At 62.1% G+C, this 16,967-nt stretch carries 11 protein-coding genes; 7 read left to right on the forward strand and 4 right to left on the reverse strand.

Translation table 11 applies throughout. The features are described 5' to 3' along the window. The first annotated feature begins 1 nt into the window (after position 1). The 7 genes from B2D37_RS15210 (at position 2) to B2D37_RS15240 (ending at position 8,106) form a co-directional block, all read left to right on the forward strand. A complete protein-coding gene (locus B2D37_RS15210; protein ID WP_079203477.1) occupies positions 2 to 1,111 on the forward strand; it encodes an alginate O-acetyltransferase in 1,110 nt (369 codons plus the stop codon). A gap of 17 nt (positions 1,112 to 1,128) precedes the next feature. Beyond that, positions 1,129 to 1,770, forward strand: a complete 642-nt coding sequence (locus B2D37_RS15215; RefSeq protein ID WP_079203478.1) for an alginate O-acetyltransferase AlgF — start codon at positions 1,129 to 1,131, stop codon at positions 1,768 to 1,770. A 68-nt stretch (positions 1,771 to 1,838) separates the two neighbouring features. Continuing rightward, positions 1,839 to 3,236 (forward strand): alginate biosynthesis protein AlgX, encoded by a 1,398-nt coding sequence (locus B2D37_RS15220; RefSeq protein ID WP_079203479.1) that lies wholly within the window; start codon positions 1,839 to 1,841, stop codon positions 3,234 to 3,236. Beyond that, complete coding sequence (locus B2D37_RS15225; RefSeq protein WP_079203480.1) at positions 3,227 to 4,357, forward strand: polysaccharide lyase; 1,131 nt, start codon at positions 3,227 to 3,229, stop codon at positions 4,355 to 4,357. The genes B2D37_RS15220 and B2D37_RS15225 overlap by 10 nt, the downstream gene beginning before the upstream one ends. Beyond that, positions 4,358 to 5,947 carry a right-handed parallel beta-helix repeat-containing protein gene (locus B2D37_RS15230; RefSeq protein ID WP_079203481.1) on the forward strand — a complete coding sequence of 530 codons (1,590 nt, stop codon included), beginning with the start codon at positions 4,358 to 4,360 and terminating at the stop codon, positions 5,945 to 5,947. A 529-nt stretch (positions 5,948 to 6,476) separates the two neighbouring features. Next, complete coding sequence (locus B2D37_RS15235; protein ID WP_079203482.1) at positions 6,477 to 7,157, forward strand: polysaccharide lyase family 7 protein; 681 nt, start codon at positions 6,477 to 6,479, stop codon at positions 7,155 to 7,157. A 547-nt stretch (positions 7,158 to 7,704) separates the two neighbouring features. Then, complete coding sequence (locus tag B2D37_RS15240; protein WP_079203483.1) at positions 7,705 to 8,106, forward strand: YkgJ family cysteine cluster protein; 402 nt, start codon at positions 7,705 to 7,707, stop codon at positions 8,104 to 8,106. Between the two features lie 44 nt (positions 8,107 to 8,150). Here B2D37_RS15240 and B2D37_RS15245 read toward each other — a convergent pair whose 3' ends face one another. The 4 genes from B2D37_RS15245 to thiI form a co-directional block, all read right to left on the reverse strand. Next, positions 8,151 to 9,512, reverse strand: a complete 1,362-nt coding sequence (locus B2D37_RS15245; protein ID WP_079203484.1) for a DUF3999 domain-containing protein — start codon at positions 9,510 to 9,512, stop codon at positions 8,151 to 8,153. After that, entirely contained in the window at positions 9,509 to 13,072 is a 3,564-nt protein-coding gene (locus B2D37_RS15250) for a DUF2339 domain-containing protein (protein WP_079203485.1), read from the reverse strand. The genes B2D37_RS15245 and B2D37_RS15250 overlap by 4 nt, the downstream gene beginning before the upstream one ends. A 247-nt stretch (positions 13,073 to 13,319) precedes the next feature. Then, positions 13,320 to 15,134, reverse strand: a complete 1,815-nt coding sequence (gene typA / locus B2D37_RS15255) for a translational GTPase TypA (RefSeq protein ID WP_079203486.1) — start codon at positions 15,132 to 15,134, stop codon at positions 13,320 to 13,322. A 161-nt stretch (positions 15,135 to 15,295) separates the two neighbouring features. Then, a complete protein-coding gene (gene thiI / locus B2D37_RS15260; RefSeq protein WP_079203487.1) occupies positions 15,296 to 16,750 on the reverse strand; it encodes a tRNA uracil 4-sulfurtransferase ThiI in 1,455 nt (484 codons plus the stop codon). Positions 16,751 to 16,967 lie beyond the last annotated feature (217 nt).

Consider the following 16,967-nt stretch of genomic DNA (forward strand, 5'->3'; position numbering starts at 1 on the left):
CATGTTTCCGGTGATGAGTTCGGCGAGCAAGATAAATGGCATCGCCTTCTGCGCGCTGTTGCTGGTGATGTTCATCTACTCGCTGCCTGCGGTTTATGATTTTTCCAAGTCGCAGACCCAGGCGCAGTCCCTCGAACTGTTCCTCGACGGCAAGCTGCTGCGCAAATTCGAGCAGCGTTACGACAAGCAGTTTTTCATCCGCGACTCGGCGGTCAAGCTCTGGGCCAGTACCCAATACCTGCTGTTCAACGAAGGCGCGCAAGGCGTGGTGCTGGGCAACGACGGCTGGCTTTACACCAGCCAGGAGTACCTGGTGCCCAACGACCTGAGCGCCAACCTGCAGCAACAGGTCGAGCAAATCGCCAAGGTACAGACCCTGCTGCAGGAGCACGGCAAACGCCTGATCATGCTGCCAGTGCCGATGAAGCTGGATATCTATGCGCAACATGCCCGGCAGCCCCCCGACCCGCGGGCAGTCGACCTCTACCAGCGTTTCAGCCAAGCCCTGCAGCACCGGCAGATCCAGGTCACCAACCTGCGCGACGCCTTCCTTAACCAGCGCGACAGCTCACGGCTGTTCCTCAAGACCGACACTCACTGGAGTCCCTTCGGTGCCAACCTGGCCGCTCAGGAAGTGGCGCGACAGAACCCGCAACTGCGCGGCACCATCCCCTATGCCTCCCATGTAGTGGACGAGAAAAGCCTAAAGGGCGACTTGATGAACTACATCCTGTTCGACCAACGCCTGGCACCCTGGCCTTACCGCCCGGCGATCATCCCGCTCTACGAGACGCTCAACGCGGCGCAGACCGTCAGCGAAGACAACCTGTTCGGCGATAGCGGCCAGTCGATTGCCGTGGTCGGCTCCAGCTACACCAAGATCGAAGACTGGAACTTCCTCGGCTTCCTCAAGGAAGCCCTGCAGAACGACCTGGTCAGTGTTGCCGTCGAGGCCCGCGGGCCGTTCCAGGCGATGACCGAATTCACCGCCAGCAAACTGTTCGACAACGACAGCATCCACACCGTGATCTGGGAATTTCCGGTTCGCACCGTGCTGGCCCAGCAGGCCGGCGAAAAAAGCTGGCAAGCCGTTCAACCACAACATTTCTAGCCTCCAGGAGCTTCCCCATGCAGACCTTTGCCCGCCGGCTGATGTGCCTACTGACCTTACTCGCCGCGACCAGCAGCCAAGCCAAGGAGAACGCCGCCGACCTCTACGATGCGGTCGCACCGGCCAACTCGGCGTTCATCCGCGTACTCAACCTGAGCGACGCGGTGGTCGAGGTCAGCCTCAGCAGCAAGAAGACCCCGCAGAAAGTCGGCCCAGCTCAGCTCGGCAACTATCGTTTCACCCCGCCCGGCAAGATCACGCTGATGGTCGACGGCAAATCCCTGCAACCCGACCTGCCAGCCAATACCGCCAGCACCCTGCTCTACGCCGACGGCCAGCTGACGCTGATCAAGGACAGCTACGTCAACGAGCCGAAAAAAGCCCAGCTGGCCTTCTACAACCTGACCGACAACAGTGCGGCGCTGAAGACCGTGGACGGCAAACACGTGGTGGTCGATGCGATTGACAAGGCGCAAACCGGCGGACGCATGGTCAATGAGTTCAAGATTGCCTTCGCCGCCTATGTCGGCGACCAGAATGTCGCGACCTTCGACGAGATGTTCTTGAAGAAGGGCCGTTCCTACAGTTACGTACTGCTGCCGCAAGGCGCCGGCTACCGCACCATCAGCCAAGCCAACGCGATCGACCCGACCGAGTAAACGGATGACCGGTTTTCTGCATCGGCTGCTAGGCCGGCGCATGGCCCAACAGGACAATAAGCCCGCACATGAAGAAAACACTGCAGCAAATTCTGGCTATGGCGCTCGCCCTGTGCAGCTTGTCGAGCGTTGCCGATGAAACGTCCGAGGGTTGTGATGGCCTGGAGTGTCTGATCTGTTCGGCGGTCACCGATCCTGACCAGTACCAGGGTCGCGGCATGAAGCTGATGCGCTTCATCGCGCCCGGCGACGACCGCTGGTTGTTCCGCTCCTCGGTGGACCTGGTCAATGAATTCGGCATTCCTCCGGCCATGCAACCGGAGTTTGCACGGCTGATGGCGACCTTCGCGGCCAAGGGCACGCACGTGGCCATTGCCGTGCAGCCGACCCGCGGCCTGATGCACCGGGACAAGGTACGCCCCGCGCAGGCCTACGGCTTCGACTATGCCAAGGCCCGCGCCAGCCTGGCTACGATGCAGCGGCAATTACGAGCCGGCGGGGCGGTGGTACCGGACATGCTGCAAGTGGTGGATCAGCCACCGCAGCCCGACTATTTCTTCCGCCGCGACTCGCACTGGACCCCCAGCGGAGCTCAGGTTACCGCCCGCGTGTTAGCTGACGAAGTCAAGCGACAGCCGTTCTATGCGCAACTGAGTCACAAGGCCTATCGCACCGAGCCTGGCGTGATCATTCCGAAGAACGGCATCCTCGACATGGCGCTCGCACGGATTTGCAACAACACCTTCGGTTATCAGTTCGTCAAAAACTACCGCACCATCCCGGCTTCGGATGATGTCAGCACCTTGTTCGACGAGAACGCCGATCCCGAGGTCATCCTGGTCGGCACCAGTAACTCCGCCGCTCGCGAAGACGAAACCCGCCAGTACAACTTCGACGGTTACCTCAAGGAATACCTGGGCGTCGACATCCTCAATTTTGCCCTGCCCGGCGGCGGCCAGGACGGTGCATTACTCGAATACCTGCTCTCGCCGAACTACAACCCTGACGCCCCGCCGAAGATGCTGGTCTGGGAACTGCCCGCTAGCTACAGCCTCGACAGTCCCTACCTGTATCGGCAGCTAATTCCGGCGATCAACGGCGGCTGCGCCAAGGCCGAGACGTTGGCGAGCCACTCACTCGAGCGGCCCTCGCTGCAAGTCAACGAACGCATCGAACTGTTCAGCAACGCCGGTCAGGACCGGCAGAGCCTTGGCAACCTCAACGGCTTTCTCGATGTCAAGATCGGCGACAAGAGCGTCAAGGACTTTTACCTGATCGTCTATTACGACAATGGCGCCCGCGACAAAGTGTGGATGCGTCGCCAGGCCGCCGTTAGCGGTGGTCAGTATTACCTGGAGTTGAGCCAGGCGGCCGAGTTCAAGGACGCCAACCTGCTCTCAGTATTCATGGAGCCCACCACCCCACTGGCGAGCGCCACGACACTCGAGGTCAAAGTATGTCGTTAAGCGTTAAATCCCTGGTTGCTCTGCTGCTGCTCGGCCTCGCGCAGCTGCCGGCCCATGCGACCACGTCGATATGGGCGGCGCAGCCGAATGCACTGGTTGACCAAGCCGCAGACTATCGGCAGTTAAACTGCCCGAAGAAAGCGCCTGCCGCCTATACCGGGCACCTGCAGCTGCAAAGCAAATATGACCAGAGCGACAGCAGCAAGTCGACCTTGCTGACCAAGCAGTCCAAGGAAACCACCCAGATCGGCAAGCAGATCAAGCGTTACATCGGAGGCCTGGTCAGCGCCTCAAACCAATTCCAACGCGCGAAAAAACCGCAGCAGGCCAGGCTCGCACTGGCGTGCCTCGACCAGTGGCTCAGCGCATGGGCCAACGCCGGCGCCCTGCAAAACAAAAACGCCAGCAACACCGGCGTTGCCTCGCGTAAATGGGCATTGGCCGCGATTTCTTCGACCCTGCTGAAAACCCAAGCCCTGAGCGATCGCGCCTGGCAACCTTCGCCCCTACAGAGAACCTGGTTGGAACAACTAGCCGAGCAGGTAATTGCCGAGTACCAGCCCCGCCACCAGCCAGGGTTCAAGTTTTTCAACAACCATGATTACTGGGCTGGCTGGGCCGTGGCGGCGACCGGCATGCTGCTCGGCCGCGATGACTTCATGGCCTGGGCCGATAGCAACCTGAGGCGCGCCTTCAGGCAGATGACCCTGTCGGCTAGCGGCGATTACGCCTACCTGCCCCTCGAGGTGGCCCGCAGCCAGCTGGCCGCCGACTACAGCAATTACGCCATGGTGCCCCTGGTGTTGCTGGCGGAAGCCGCGCAGTTCAATGGTCGCCCGCTGTCCGCAGAGGAAAGCCGCAAGCTGCAACTCCTGGCTAACTTCACCGCCCGCGCCGTGCTGCAGCCGAAAACCCTGGAAGAACTGCAAGGCAAGACCCAGAAGGCAGTCGGTGCACACAAGATGAGCTGGCTGATCCCCTACCTCAACCGATATCCCGAACACGTGTGGGCGCGCAAGCTCTACGCAGCACAAGACGGCGAAGTCGATAACTACGGTCAGATTGGCGGCCATCTCAAACCGCTCTACAGCCACTTCCAATCATCCAGGGAAAATCCGTAGATGCCTCAGACTTACCAGACCCTCCGTCACCTCGCGGCTAGTGCCGCGGGCCTAATCCTGAGTCTGCTGACGCTTTCCAGCAGCTACGCGCAGCCCCTCAGTGGCGCTGATTGGCACTGGAGCGCCGTTGCCGTACAGCAAGCGCAGGCCGAACGGATTCGTCAGCAGGCTCGTAGCAGCCTGCCGCACTGGAGCACGCGCGCAACCTCTGCAACCGCGACTGTCGCGTTGCAGACCATGTTCTCCGCCCAGGAGGGCAGTTGGCCGTTCGAGCCCTTCGTCAACAATGGCCTGTTTCGGGCGATTGCCGGCTATCAGTCGAGCCACCCGCAAGCCGTGGTCATCGGCAAAGGCCAGATCACCCTCGAACAACTGCACCAACGCCTCGCTGATCCACGCATTCTCAAACGCTACAAAGATGGCTACCTGCTCAGCTATCCCTTGATGGTCGAAGCCGACGGCGCCTTGCTGATCAAGGACAGTCACCTGTACCTGCTTACCCCCAGCGGGACTGCGCTGATCAACCTGGGCACGCTCAGCCTGGTGAATACCACGCTGGAGAGCTGGAACGATGACAGCCCCACGGTCACCGACCGGCCCTTCCGTCCGTTCATCATGGCCTGGGCCGGCAGTACCACTGAAATCAAAAGCTCGACCCTGCGCAAGCTCGGCTACAACGCACACCTGTCCAGAGGCATGAGCAGTGCGCGCAGTAGCGGCCAGCCGCTGCAGCAAGAGCCGGCGCGGGTGCTGATCAGCGACAGTCAGATCGACGCGCTCTCCAGCGTCGAACTGCAGGCCGTCCAGGCCCAGATCGAACACAGCACTTTCACCAACCTGCAGCAGTACGGCATCGATCTGCAGGATGCGCGCCTGCTCCTTAGCCATAACCGTATTCAGCAAGTGCGCAACCAGAGCGGCATCCGTATCCGTGGTTCGAGTACCGGCGTGGTGGAGCACAACACGCTGCTGCAGACCGAAAAAGCCGGGATTGAAATCAGCGATCAAAGCGGGAGCCTGGTGCTTGCGGATAACCAGATCGGAGCCTCCAGGGGCAGTGGCATCCTACTGCGCAATGTCGTCTCGGATCCTGCCCATAGCGCACTGCTTATCACTGGCAACCTGATCGGCAACAACGACGCCAGTGGCGTTTATGCCGACAACCTGCAGCGGGCGTATATCTTTGACAACCAGATCCACGCAAGCGCCAACTACGGAATCAGCGTGCTGAACCCTGGTGGGCAACCGAGCGAGCTAGTGGTGATTGGCAATACCTTGGGGAATATTGGTCAGGCACTGATCCGCACCGAGGGCGTACAACAGCTGACGCTGGGCAACAATGACTATCAGCTCGGCCCGCTGACGCAAAGCATCCTGAGCGGGGATATCCTGCCGCTGCAAAGCCTACTGCTCGACGCCACCTACAAGCGCGGGTGCATCATTCAAGTACGTCCTGCCACGGCACGCTTGGCTAACTTTCCCGCCAAGAAGGACTGTCAGGTCCAAAAATCAGCATCACGGGACGCTAGCCAGTCAGCCCATGGTTTGCTCTCTGGCAAGCCCCCAGCGTCGCCCGAGCAGGGTATGTAAAGCACACGACAAAGCCCAGATCGCTCACTGCGTGCCTCCTTCATAGGACCCCGTTCTACAGGGCGACCCGCATAACCACCCACACCCCTGAGCCTGCCGCTAAGCCCCTTAGCGCACAGCAGGCTCGATACCGGTAAGACAGCTGCCCCCTCCTCTGCCCGCTCCCGCCCTTTGCGATACCCAGACTCCACGCCAGTGCGCCAGAGAGATAACACGCGCCTGCGCTCCATGCTGATGTCCTGCAGGCGCGGTTCCCACAAGAGTTGAATTCAGGCCTTGGGCAGACAGCGAAAACTGAAATTCAGTGCATGCCGGCAGAGAACAGATCTTACGCAACCACAGCCGATAGATTCAGCAAGACTAGAGCCTAAAAGTCGCAAGGTTATTGACGTCATAATTACGACGAGCGACCACCGACCGGGTATATTTATATCAAGCCGTGCCCGGCTCGCTCAGCGGCGCAAGACCAGCCACCATCGCCCGATAGCAGCCTCCCCCCAGCACATTGTCCATACTTGGAGCTCTAGCCATGCTCGATCTCAGCACTTGGAATCTGACCATTCCCGTTGGCGTCCCAGCGGCCACGATTGACACACCCTTATTGGCAGGCGGCTACCAGGACCACTACTTTCAGTCGAACAATGGAGCTATCTTTTTCTGGGCGCCCGCCAATGGCACAACCACCTCCGGCTCGGTCTACCCGCGCTCAGAACTGCGCGAAACCTATGCCAACGGCCAGCTCCGCAACTGGGCGTACCGCCAGGCCAACAACTTCTTGACGGCTACGCTGCGCATTACTCAGGTACCCTCGAATGGCTTGATTGCCTTCGGCCAGATCCATAGCACGCAAACCAGTCAGCCACCGGTGATGCTGGGTTATCAATACCTGCCTGGCACCGGCTATGGCAACGTGACGCTCGCTGTTCGCAACTCGCCAACCCAGCCATCCTCGCGAAAAATTGTCTTGTCGAAGCACGTCCAACTGAATCAGGACTTCTCCTACCGCATCAACCTCACCGCCAACGGTACGCTCATCGTTTATGTACTCGAACCCAGCGGCGCCATAAAGCAATGGCAGGAAAAACTTGACAGCTCTTGGGCCGCATATCCCATGTACTTCAAGGCGGGCGTCTACACACTGGATAACACCGGCAATGAAACCGAAGCAGGTGCGGCGACCTTCAACTATTTGCTCGTTGAACATCACTGAAACCCAGGCATCGGCTGACCACACAGCGCCGTTCCTCACCCCCGTGGATGAGCATGGCATTGATGGCGGGCACCCAAATGCCTGTATAACCACCTGAATATCGGCCCACAGCCACAGAACCGAGCGGACAAATCGGAATAACCTCGCGTCACCGACCCACCTGATCCCCTGGGCACGCCCAACCGACAGCATTCGGATCAGGTGACGTCAGGCCTGGCGCGCAGCAAGCTCAGCGCCATCAGCACAAGCAGGCCGATGCCTGCAAGCAACACCACCTACAACACCAACGACCAGCATGAAAACCCATTGCATGCAGCGCCCCCTCAATCAGCCAAGAGACGAGGCAGCCGCCCCTGCCCGGCCGCGAACAATTCCAACTCTATTGAGACCGGCCGCCTCCTTGCACAGAGACACATGCGACCTGCATCACGGGCACAAACGGCTCTGCACGGCACTAAAAATACGACCAGCCGGCAGATGTTGGTTCACAAATCCGCCAACGCCGTTATCATCGCCCGCTGCCCAGCCAACACGCGCCTATAGCCCCATGAAGAACAACCTGATCGCCGCCGCCGAAATCGACCGCCTGGATACCTGGGCCAAATACACCCCCGACATGTGCCACAGCTGCAACTCCAGCTGCTGCACGCTGCCGGTCGAGGTGCGCATTGGCGACCTGATCCGCATCGGTGTGGTCGACGACTTCGAGCGCGGCGACCCGCCGAAGAATATCGCCAAACGCCTGCAGAAGGAGGGCATCGTCGAGCGGTTCAATCAGAAGTCGGGGATCTTCACCCTGATCCGCATGAGCAACAACGACTGCCTGTACCTGGATCGCAAGACCCGCCTGTGCACCATTTACGACAAGCGCCCGGACACCTGCCGCAACCATCCCAAGGTCGGTCCACGCCCTGGCTTCTGCGCGTACATCCCGAAAACGCTGAGTTGAAGCACGATCCAGCCGCCAGCCAGGCTGACGGCGGCTTTGTTGTGTTAGGGCGCGGCGGGCCTGGCCCGCAGCAAGCTCAAGGCCATCAGCACTAACAGGCCGACCCCGGCGAGCAACACCGCCCATAGGCCCAGGCGTTTCCAGTCCCAGCCTGACGTCTGCCCGGCGCCTGCCGCCTCGAGCAATGGCGCCTCGGCCGCAGTCGCAACGCCCAGAGCAGCCAGACGCTTCTCGTCGTAACCGGGAATCAGGGTACTCAGCGGCAGGCTCGCCGCGGCGCCAGCCGCTTTGCCGATGGCCAGCACATAGGGCGGCGTACCGCGGGCCAGGAATACCACCTGGGTCGCGCGGATAGCCACGCGGATGCTCGGCGCGGCACTGCCCAGGCCGCCACCGCGCTCATCCACCTGCAGGCGCAGTTGCTGCACCGGCGCGCCATACAGTTGCAGCTCGTTGTGCAGCACCTCCTGGCCATCCTGCGGCAGGCGGTAGAGCAGGCCGCGCGCCAGCGGCTGCCACTGCACCTTGCCCTCTCGCCGCCCCGTGACACTCACCGGCGCCAGGCTGTTGGCCTCGGCCAGTTCGACCCGCAAGCGCTGCAACGGCAAGGCCAGCGGCAGCTCCCACTGGTACTCCCCGGCCTTGGCGCTGCTCGGCGACAAGGCTGCCGACCAGGTCAGAGGCGCCGCCAGCCTGTCGCTGCTGGCACTCAGAAGACGCGCGGACAACAGCTGCGGAGCCTGCCGAGGACTGCTCCAGAGCAAACGCAGGTAGCGCGCGGACTGGCCCGGCAGACTCACCTCACGCTGATCGATGCGCTCATCGGCAAATGCCAGACGGGCAATCTGCCCATCGCCCCAGGCGCGCCAGTGCTGCAGGTCATCGCTGGCCTCGATGCTGAAGCGCTGAAAGCCCTCGTGCTCGGCGCTCCAATCGAGAGTCAACTGCTGCAGCGGCGTCTCGATGCCGCTGGCGTCGAGCAACCAACCGCGCAACACCTGCTCATCGGCACGCGACGCATCGTCGGCCAGCACCTCGACCAGGGTGCCGCTGGTGCTGCGCTGCACGCGCACGCTGGGGCTCTGCTCGGCATTCAGCGGGCCACGCAAGGGGAACCACTTCACCGCCGTGTCCTGCAGCGGCTCACGCTGCTGGGCACTGCCCTGAGTCAAGGCGTAGGCCTGCGCCTCGCCGGCGCCGTTGAATACCCGCAGGTCGCGCAGGTCGGCGTAACGCGCGGCCATATGCACAGCCATTGGCAGCTCCAGGCGATACCAAGGGCCTTCGCCACTCAGGCTCAGTGGCAGCTGAACGGCATAGTCACTGGCGCTGCCCTGCCCCACTGCCAGAGGTGCGGCCAAGGCCAGCAACGCCAGCAGCAATCCACGCACACCGGTAATCCTCATGCCTGCACCCGCTCCGTTTCAGGCACCGACTGCCGGGGCGGCAGCGGCGCAAAATAGCCGACGATCAACAACAAAACGCCCACACCGATAAACGAGACGATGCGCTCCAGGCCGCCCTGATTGCCCAGCTCGACGAAGAACAGCTTGGCCACCACCACGCCGATCAGGGCCGCGCCGACCAGCCACAACTCCCGGCGGGCGCGCAGGTGGCCGACGATCATCAGCGGCAGCGCGATCAGGGTCCAGACAATCGACAGCCCCGCCTGCACCAGCATCGACTCGAGCAACCCATGCCACTGGTAAGGCACCCCGCCCCAATGGTGGGACGTACGCAGCACCGCCGCCGTCAGCAGGGCAAACAGCGAAACACCGGCCAGCAGCTGGGCCAATTGGCCGCGCAGCACCGTCGCCAGACCGAGTTGCGGCAAGGCGCTACGCAGCCACTGGAACACCGCGAACAGGCTAATCAGCAGCCCCAGCTCCAGCGGATTGAGCACTGGCAGGTAAGGCAGCGGCTCGGCGGCGCCATCGCTGGCGATATTGGCCAGCCAGAACCAGACCAGCATCAGCAGCGCCAACGGCGTCGCCGCCCACAGGCGGTACTCGCGCGAGTACGCGGTTATCGGCCACGGCCACTGACGTGGCGCCGCCATCAGCAGCAAATACAGACTTGGCAACAGCGCCCAACCCAACCAGCGCCAGGCATTGTAGTGCTCCGACAGCAGATAGAGCAGGTAGCGCAGCTCAAGGGCCAAGACCCCGAGGATCAGCCAGCAGCCCAGCACATGGACGGCGCTCAGCACGCCAGCCGGCAGCAGACCGCTCAGGCGCCGCAACGCCAGCAGATGCACGGCGAATAGCGCGCCCCAGCCAAGCCAAGCGAAGTCCGCCAGCGGGTGATACTCGAGGTGCCAGGCAGACAGCAGGATCAGCGCAGCCAGCGGCACCAACAGCGTGCACAGCAACGCCATGGCCCGCCACTGCGCCCGCACGGCAACCCACAGCCACAACGCCACGCTCGAGGCGACGCCCAACAGCAACAGCGACGCCTGCAACGCGGGCGCGCCGAAACGGACGATTTCGCTGACCAGCGCCAGCGCCCACCAGCCGCCGCCCCAGACCAGCAACAGCTGCGACAAGCGCTGCAGGCTCCGGGCAGACAGCGTAGCGGCCTGTTCACGGCGCGCCACCTGCTGCAGACGCCAGGCACCGATCAGGGCGGCGAGGGCCAGTACCGCGGGAGTCCAGAAGCCGGCGTGGGCCAGCGGGCGCAGGCCTTCGCTAGCGAGCTGACCGAACAGCAGCGGACTGGCGAGCAGGAAGGACAGACCACCAAACACCTGCAGCAATAGGCCGAAGACAAAACTGGCGCGCTGCTGCAACTGCAGACTGAGCCAGACGACCAGCAAACCGCTGCCGCCCCACACCGCGCTGGCGCTCTGCCAGGGCAGCACGAACAGCACCGCCAGGTTGATAAACAGCAGGCCGATCAGCAAGACCAGCGACAGCCCGCGCATCAGCTTCTTATCGTTGCTGATCTGCTGGTCACGCGCCGCCAGCAACATGCCGCCGATCAGCGCCAGGCCGATCAGCGAGGCCGTCAGCAAGCCGCTCCAACCGGCGCCAAACGCGCCACTGCCGATGCCGATGCCCGAGGCAGCATCCAGTTGCAGCAGGAACAACGCCCCGCCGAGCAACTGCACGGCAAAGGCGCTGAACAGGAAGGCGCGCGACTGCAGGCGCAGACCGATAAACAAGGTGGCCAGGCCGGCCAAGGCCCAGCTGATCGCCGTGGCCTCGGCGTTGAAACACAGCGGCGCGAGCAGATAGAGAAATGCCAAGCCGGCACAGGCCAATAGCGGCAAGCCACGCCGCTCCCAGGCCGAGGCCTGAGCGTCATGCGCCTGACGCAACCGGTAGAAGCTGAACAGCAGCGCCGCGCCGAGCATCAGCGCACCCAGCGCCGGGGCGGCCAACAGGCTATCCACCCCCGGGCGCAGCTCGCCGAGAAAGGCCAGCGCGGCGCCCACTTGCAACAGCAGGGCGAAGGCGCGGGCCAGACTGCGGCCCTGACGCAACCCCAACCAGAAGATACCCGCGCCCTCCACCGCCCAGGCGGCCGACGTCCAGCGCGCATCCAGGCCCAGGGGAATCGCCAGGGTGCCGAACACCACCCCCAGCGCCAGACAGGTTTCCACCAGCAGCAAGGCGCGGCCTTCCGTGCGCCTGGCCAGCAGCAGCGCCAGGCCCATGTAGAACAACCCCAGCACCAGCGCACTGAAAGCGGCGGCGAACTCGAGATGCTGCACCAGCGCGAATTGCAGGCCGAAGCCCACCAGCGGCGGACCAAACAGTACAGTCGCGTCGACATAATCGCCCTGGCGCGCCGACCAGCTCAGCAAGGCCTCGCGCTCCTGCGGCCCCGCCCCGGCCTCGGTCAGCTTGCGCCTGGCGAACAACAGGCCGATGGCCACGTACATCAGGAAGAACAGCAGCAGGAACGGCTCGGTGCTCCCCAGCAACGCCGGGGTGTAGGCATCCAACCCCCAGGCGAAACCGATGCCGAAGGTGCCGACGAAGCCGATCAGGTTGAGCAGGCGCCAGGTCTTGAACCAGGCGATGGCCAGGATGGCGCTGTTGAGCAGGACGAAATAGCTGAACAGCGCGACATGGTTGCCGCTACCGGTCGAGGTCAGGATGGGCGCGGCAAAGCCACCGAGCGCGGCTGCGGCCGCCAGCCCCAGGGCATTCTGCGTCACCGCGAGAATCGCCGAGCAGAGGGTCACGATCAGCAGCAGGGCGAACGCCTGCGCCGGCTCGAGCAGCGGATGCAGGCGCATGGCGGCGAAGATCGTCAGGTACAGCACGGCGATGCCCGCGCCTTGCAGCATCAGGCCATAGTTCGGGTTGCGCAGGCGCAACCACCAGCCCAGGCCGAGCAAGGCGATGGCACTGGCCGCAACCCCGGCGTAACGCACCTGCACCGGCACCACCATACCTTCGGTGGCGTAGCGCAACAGGAAGGCCAGGCCGAGGAACAGCAACAGCACGCCGATGCGCAGCACGGTATTGCCACCGAACAGCCAGGCCTGGGCCAGAGCGATAGCGCGCTCGATCGGCGAAGGTTCGCGCGGCTTGACCGGCTTGCGTGGGGTGGGCGCGCCACGCGGTTGCTCCGCCGCCTGCGCCCAGGCCTCGGCACTGGCCGGCGCAGACTGGAGCTCGGCTTGCGCGAGAATTTCCGGCGGCAGCTCCCAGCTCAACTCGGGCTCGGGCTCGGGCTCGGGCGCTGGTGCCGTGGCCGGCAATAACTCATCCGCTGCCGAGCGCGGCGCCTCGACCTTGAGCAGCCGCTCATGGATGGCCTGGGTACCCTGCTCGAAGCGCTCGGCGAAGCTTTTCAGCTGCTTCGCCAACTCGGCGTGCTGAGCTTGCAGCCCTCTGAGCGTGAGCGCCTGAGCAATACCCAGGCCGACCAAACCACCCAACACCGCGCCAGTGGGCGACTCCGCAACCAACGCCCCCAGCACCAGCCCAACCAGCATGAAGATCCATTGCATGTACTGACTTCCCAAATCGATGGTGCTCAACCTGTGTTGCGCCAAGTCGCAGCTGTGCCTGCACGTAAAGCCGCGTGCACGAGTATATCGGTCGAGCCTGCTCAGCCAATACAGACGAATGCTGGCCACTTCACAGCCGCCGTGAATTCAGCAGCGGCGTCTTTTCTATGAAAAAAAACTCCCCGACACAAAAAAGCCCCCGCCAACTCACGTTGGCGGGGGCTTGTTCACTCATGCAACCGGGTTATCAGCCCTTCTTGGCAGCGCGGGTACGCTCGCTTTCGCCCAGAATTTTCTTGCGCAGGCGGATCGACTTCGGCGTCACTTCGCACAGCTCATCGTCCTGGATGAATTCCAGAGCCTGTTCCAGCGTGAACTTCACCGGTGGAACCAGGGCAATGGTTTCGTCCTTACCGGAAGCACGCATGTTGTCGAGCTTCTTGCCTTTGGTCGGGTTCACGCCCATGTCGTTGTCGCGGCTGTTGAGGCCGACGATCTGACCTTCGAAGATGTCCTGGCCGTGCTCGACGAACAACTTGCCGCGCGCCTGCAGGGTTTCCAGCGAATAGGTCAGCGCCTTGCCGGTGGCGACCGATACCAGTACGCCGTTCTGACGGCCGGACATGTCGCCGGACTTCATCACGTCGTAACGGTCGAAGATGCTGGTCATGATGCCGGCACCGGAGGTCAGGGTCAGGAACTCGTTACGGAAACCGATCAGACCACGGGCCGGAATGTTGTACTCAAGGCGCACACGGCCCTTGCCATCCGGAACCATGTTGGTCAGGTCGCCTTTGCGCAGACCCATCTGCTCCATCAGCGCGCCCTGGGATACTTCCGGCAGGTCGATGGTGACGTTCTCAAAGGGTTCGTGCTTAACGCCATTGACCAGCTTGATGATCACTTCCGGACGACCAACACCCATCTCGAAGCCTTCGCGACGCATGGTTTCGATCAGTACCGAGAGGTGCAGCTCGCCACGGCCGGAGACCTTGAACTTGTCGGCGGTATCGCCTTCTTCGACGCGCAGGGCCACGTTGTACAGCAGCTCCTTTTCCAGACGCTCCTTGATGTTGCGGCTGGTGACGAACTTGCCTTCCTTACCGCAGAACGGCGAGTCGTTGACCTGGAAGGTCATGGCAACGGTCGGCTCGTCCACGGACAGCGGGACCATGGCTTCGACGTTCTGCGGATCGCACAGGGTGTCGGAGATGAACAGCTGATCGAAGCCGCTGATGCACACGATGTCGCCAGCGGCGGCTTCTTCCACGTCGACGCGGTGCAGACCGTGGTGACCCATCAGCTTGAGGATACGACCGTTACGGCGCTTGCCGTGAGCGTCGATCGCCACCACCTGAGTGTTCGGCTTGACGCGGCCACGGGCGATACGGCCAACGCCGATAATGCCGAGGAAGCTGTTGTAGTCCAGTGCGGAGATTTGCATCTGGAACGGGCCGTCGCGGTCGACTTGCGGCGCCGGCACATGGTCGACGATGGCCTGGTACAACGGCACCAAGTCATCCGCCATGTCGGTGTGTTCCAGACCGGCAACACCGTTGATCGCCGAAGCGAAGACGATGGGGAAGTCCAGCTGCTCTTCGGTCGCGCCAAGGTTGTCGAACAGGTCGAAAATTTGCTCGACAACCCAATCCGGACGCGCGCCCGGACGGTCGACCTTGTTCACCACCACGATCGGACGCAGGCCAGCCTGGAAGGCTTTCTGGGTCACGAAGCGGGTTTGCGGCATCGGGCCGTCTTGGGCGTCGACGACCAGCAGCACCGAGTCAACCATCGACATCACGCGCTCGACTTCACCGCCGAAGTCAGCGTGGCCGGGGGTGTCGACGATGTTGATGTGGTGGCCATTCCAGTTGATGGCGGTGTTTTTCGCCAGAATGGTAATGCCGCGCTCTTTTTCCTGGTCGTTGCTGTCCATCAGGCGCTCGGTGTCGAGCTCGTTGCGCTCGAGGGTACCGGATTGGCGCAGAAGGGCATCAACCAAGGTAGTTTTGCCGTGGTCGACGTGAGCGATGATGGCGATGTTGCGTAGTTTTTCGATCACTTGTGTATCTCGATCAGAGGATTCGGTTTGCCGCATATTCTACGCGGCGGATATTAACTAAATACGAATTCGGCCAGACGGTGCAAAAGCGCAGCGGCTTTTACCCCGCCTGCAGGTCGGGAGGGCGATGGCGGATGCTTCCGCCATTCAACCCGGGCGTCTTATGCCGGACGATAAACGCGCACATTGGCATACCCCTCGCTAAGCAGGTGGTGGGCATGCAAACGGCTCATGATGCCTTTGTCGCAATACAGCAGGTATTGGCGACTGGCATCCAGCTCTTTGAAGCGGCTGTTCAAGGCATAAAACGGCAGCGTTTGCACTTCGATACCGGGCAGCTCGAGAGGCTGCTCTTCGGCGTTATCTGGATGACGGATGTCAATGATGACATGGCTAGCCAGGGCTTCGCTGACTTCCTCGACCTTGATGTCCTTGCCCAGCTCGTCGATTACCTTGTCGATCGGCAGCAATGTCGCGCGCTCAAGGGCGCGCTCAAGAATTGCCATATCGAACTGACGCTCTTCATATTCGATACGATCTTTCTTCGCCCGGGTGGTCGGGTTCACCGAGATCACGCCGCAATACTCGGGCATGTGTTTGGCAAACTCGGCGGTGCCGATGGCGGTGGCGGTGTCGATGATGTCTTGCTTGTGGCTGGCGATCAGCGGGCGCAGCACCAGCATGTCGGTGGCCGAGTCGATCACCGAGAGGTTGGGCAGGGTCTGGCTGGAGACCTGGGAAATCGCCTCGCCGGTGACCAGGGCATTGATCTGCAGCTTCTCGGCCATGTGCGTGGAGGCGCGCAGCATCATGCGCTTGAGGATCACACCCATCTGGCTGTTGTCGACCTTGCCGAGAATCTCGCCGAGCACTTCCTCGAAAGGCACGCTGATAAACAGCACGCGCTGGGAACGGCCGAACTTCTGCCACAGGTAATGCGCCACTTCCATCACGCCCAACTCGTGGGCACGGCCACCGAGGTTGAAGAAGCAGAAATGGGTGACCAGACCACGGCGCATCATCTGATAGGCGGCGACCGTGGAATCGAAACCACCGGACATCAGTACCAGGGTCTGCTCCAGCGAGCCCAGCGGGTAACCACCCAGGCCCTGGTGCTGGTTGTGGATGACGAACAGGCGCTGGTCGCGAATTTCCATGCGCACTTCGACTTCGGGCTGCTTCAGGTCGATCCCGGCGGCGCCGCACTGCTGGCGCAGTTGGCTGCCGACATAGCGCTCGATGTCCATCGAACTGAACGCATGCTTGCCGGCACGCTTGCAGCGCACGGCGAAGACCTTACCCGGCAAGCGGTCGCCGAAGTGCTGCTTGCATTTTTCCAGCACGTCGTCGAAGTCGCCCAGTGGGTATTCGTCGACCTGGAGAAAATGGGCGATACCCGGCGTGCAGCTGAGCCGCTCGATCATCGCCTGCAGGGTTTTCGCCTCGCTGATCGCCGTCTCGACTTCCAGGTTGTCCCACACACCACTGACCAGCAGCTGCGGATCGAGATCGCGCAGCACCGAACGAATGTTTTTCGCCAATTGCCGGATAAAGTGCTTACGCACCGGCCGGCTTTTGATGGTGATTTCTGGAAAGACTTTAACGATCAGTTTCATTAAAACAGCACATGCCAAGACGACTAAAAATCAGGGGCGCGGATTATAGCGGAAATTGTGCAAGCTTTGACCAAAAATACCACCACCCCGCTCACGCGCACCTTACTGGTGCACTAATGGTTCTTTAGACCCATTTTGGTGCACTGAATTTCGCCCCTACGTATTTGCAGGCCTCGTCATGCTTGAGTTTCAGCCGCCTAACCCATCCTTGTGCACT

The organism is Pseudomonas sp. CC6-YY-74 (assembly GCF_002025205.1).
Taxonomy (GTDB): domain Bacteria; phylum Pseudomonadota; class Gammaproteobacteria; order Pseudomonadales; family Pseudomonadaceae; genus Aquipseudomonas; species Aquipseudomonas paeninsulae.

Bases quoted from the DNA above. Each gene is read 5' to 3' on its own strand.
- B2D37_RS15210 (WP_079203477.1), top strand. From the start codon at position 2: ATGTTTCCGGTGATGAGTTCGGCGAGCAAGATAAATGGCATCGCCTTC.
- B2D37_RS15245 (WP_079203484.1), bottom strand. From the start codon at position 9,512: ATGAGGATTACCGGTGTGCGTGGATTGCTGCTGGCGTTGCTGGCCTTG.
- thiI (WP_079203487.1), bottom strand. From the start codon at position 16,750: ATGAAACTGATCGTTAAAGTCTTTCCAGAAATCACCATCAAAAGCCGG.
- B2D37_RS15215 (WP_079203478.1), top strand. From the start codon at position 1,129: ATGCAGACCTTTGCCCGCCGGCTGATGTGCCTACTGACCTTACTCGCC.
- B2D37_RS15240 (WP_079203483.1), top strand. From the start codon at position 7,705: ATGAAGAACAACCTGATCGCCGCCGCCGAAATCGACCGCCTGGATACC.
- B2D37_RS15220 (WP_079203479.1), top strand. From the start codon at position 1,839: ATGAAGAAAACACTGCAGCAAATTCTGGCTATGGCGCTCGCCCTGTGC.
- B2D37_RS15235 (WP_079203482.1), top strand. From the start codon at position 6,477: ATGCTCGATCTCAGCACTTGGAATCTGACCATTCCCGTTGGCGTCCCA.
- B2D37_RS15250 (WP_079203485.1), bottom strand. From the start codon at position 13,072: ATGCAATGGATCTTCATGCTGGTTGGGCTGGTGCTGGGGGCGTTGGTT.
- B2D37_RS15225 (WP_079203480.1), top strand. From the start codon at position 3,227: ATGTCGTTAAGCGTTAAATCCCTGGTTGCTCTGCTGCTGCTCGGCCTC.
- B2D37_RS15230 (WP_079203481.1), top strand. From the start codon at position 4,358: ATGCCTCAGACTTACCAGACCCTCCGTCACCTCGCGGCTAGTGCCGCG.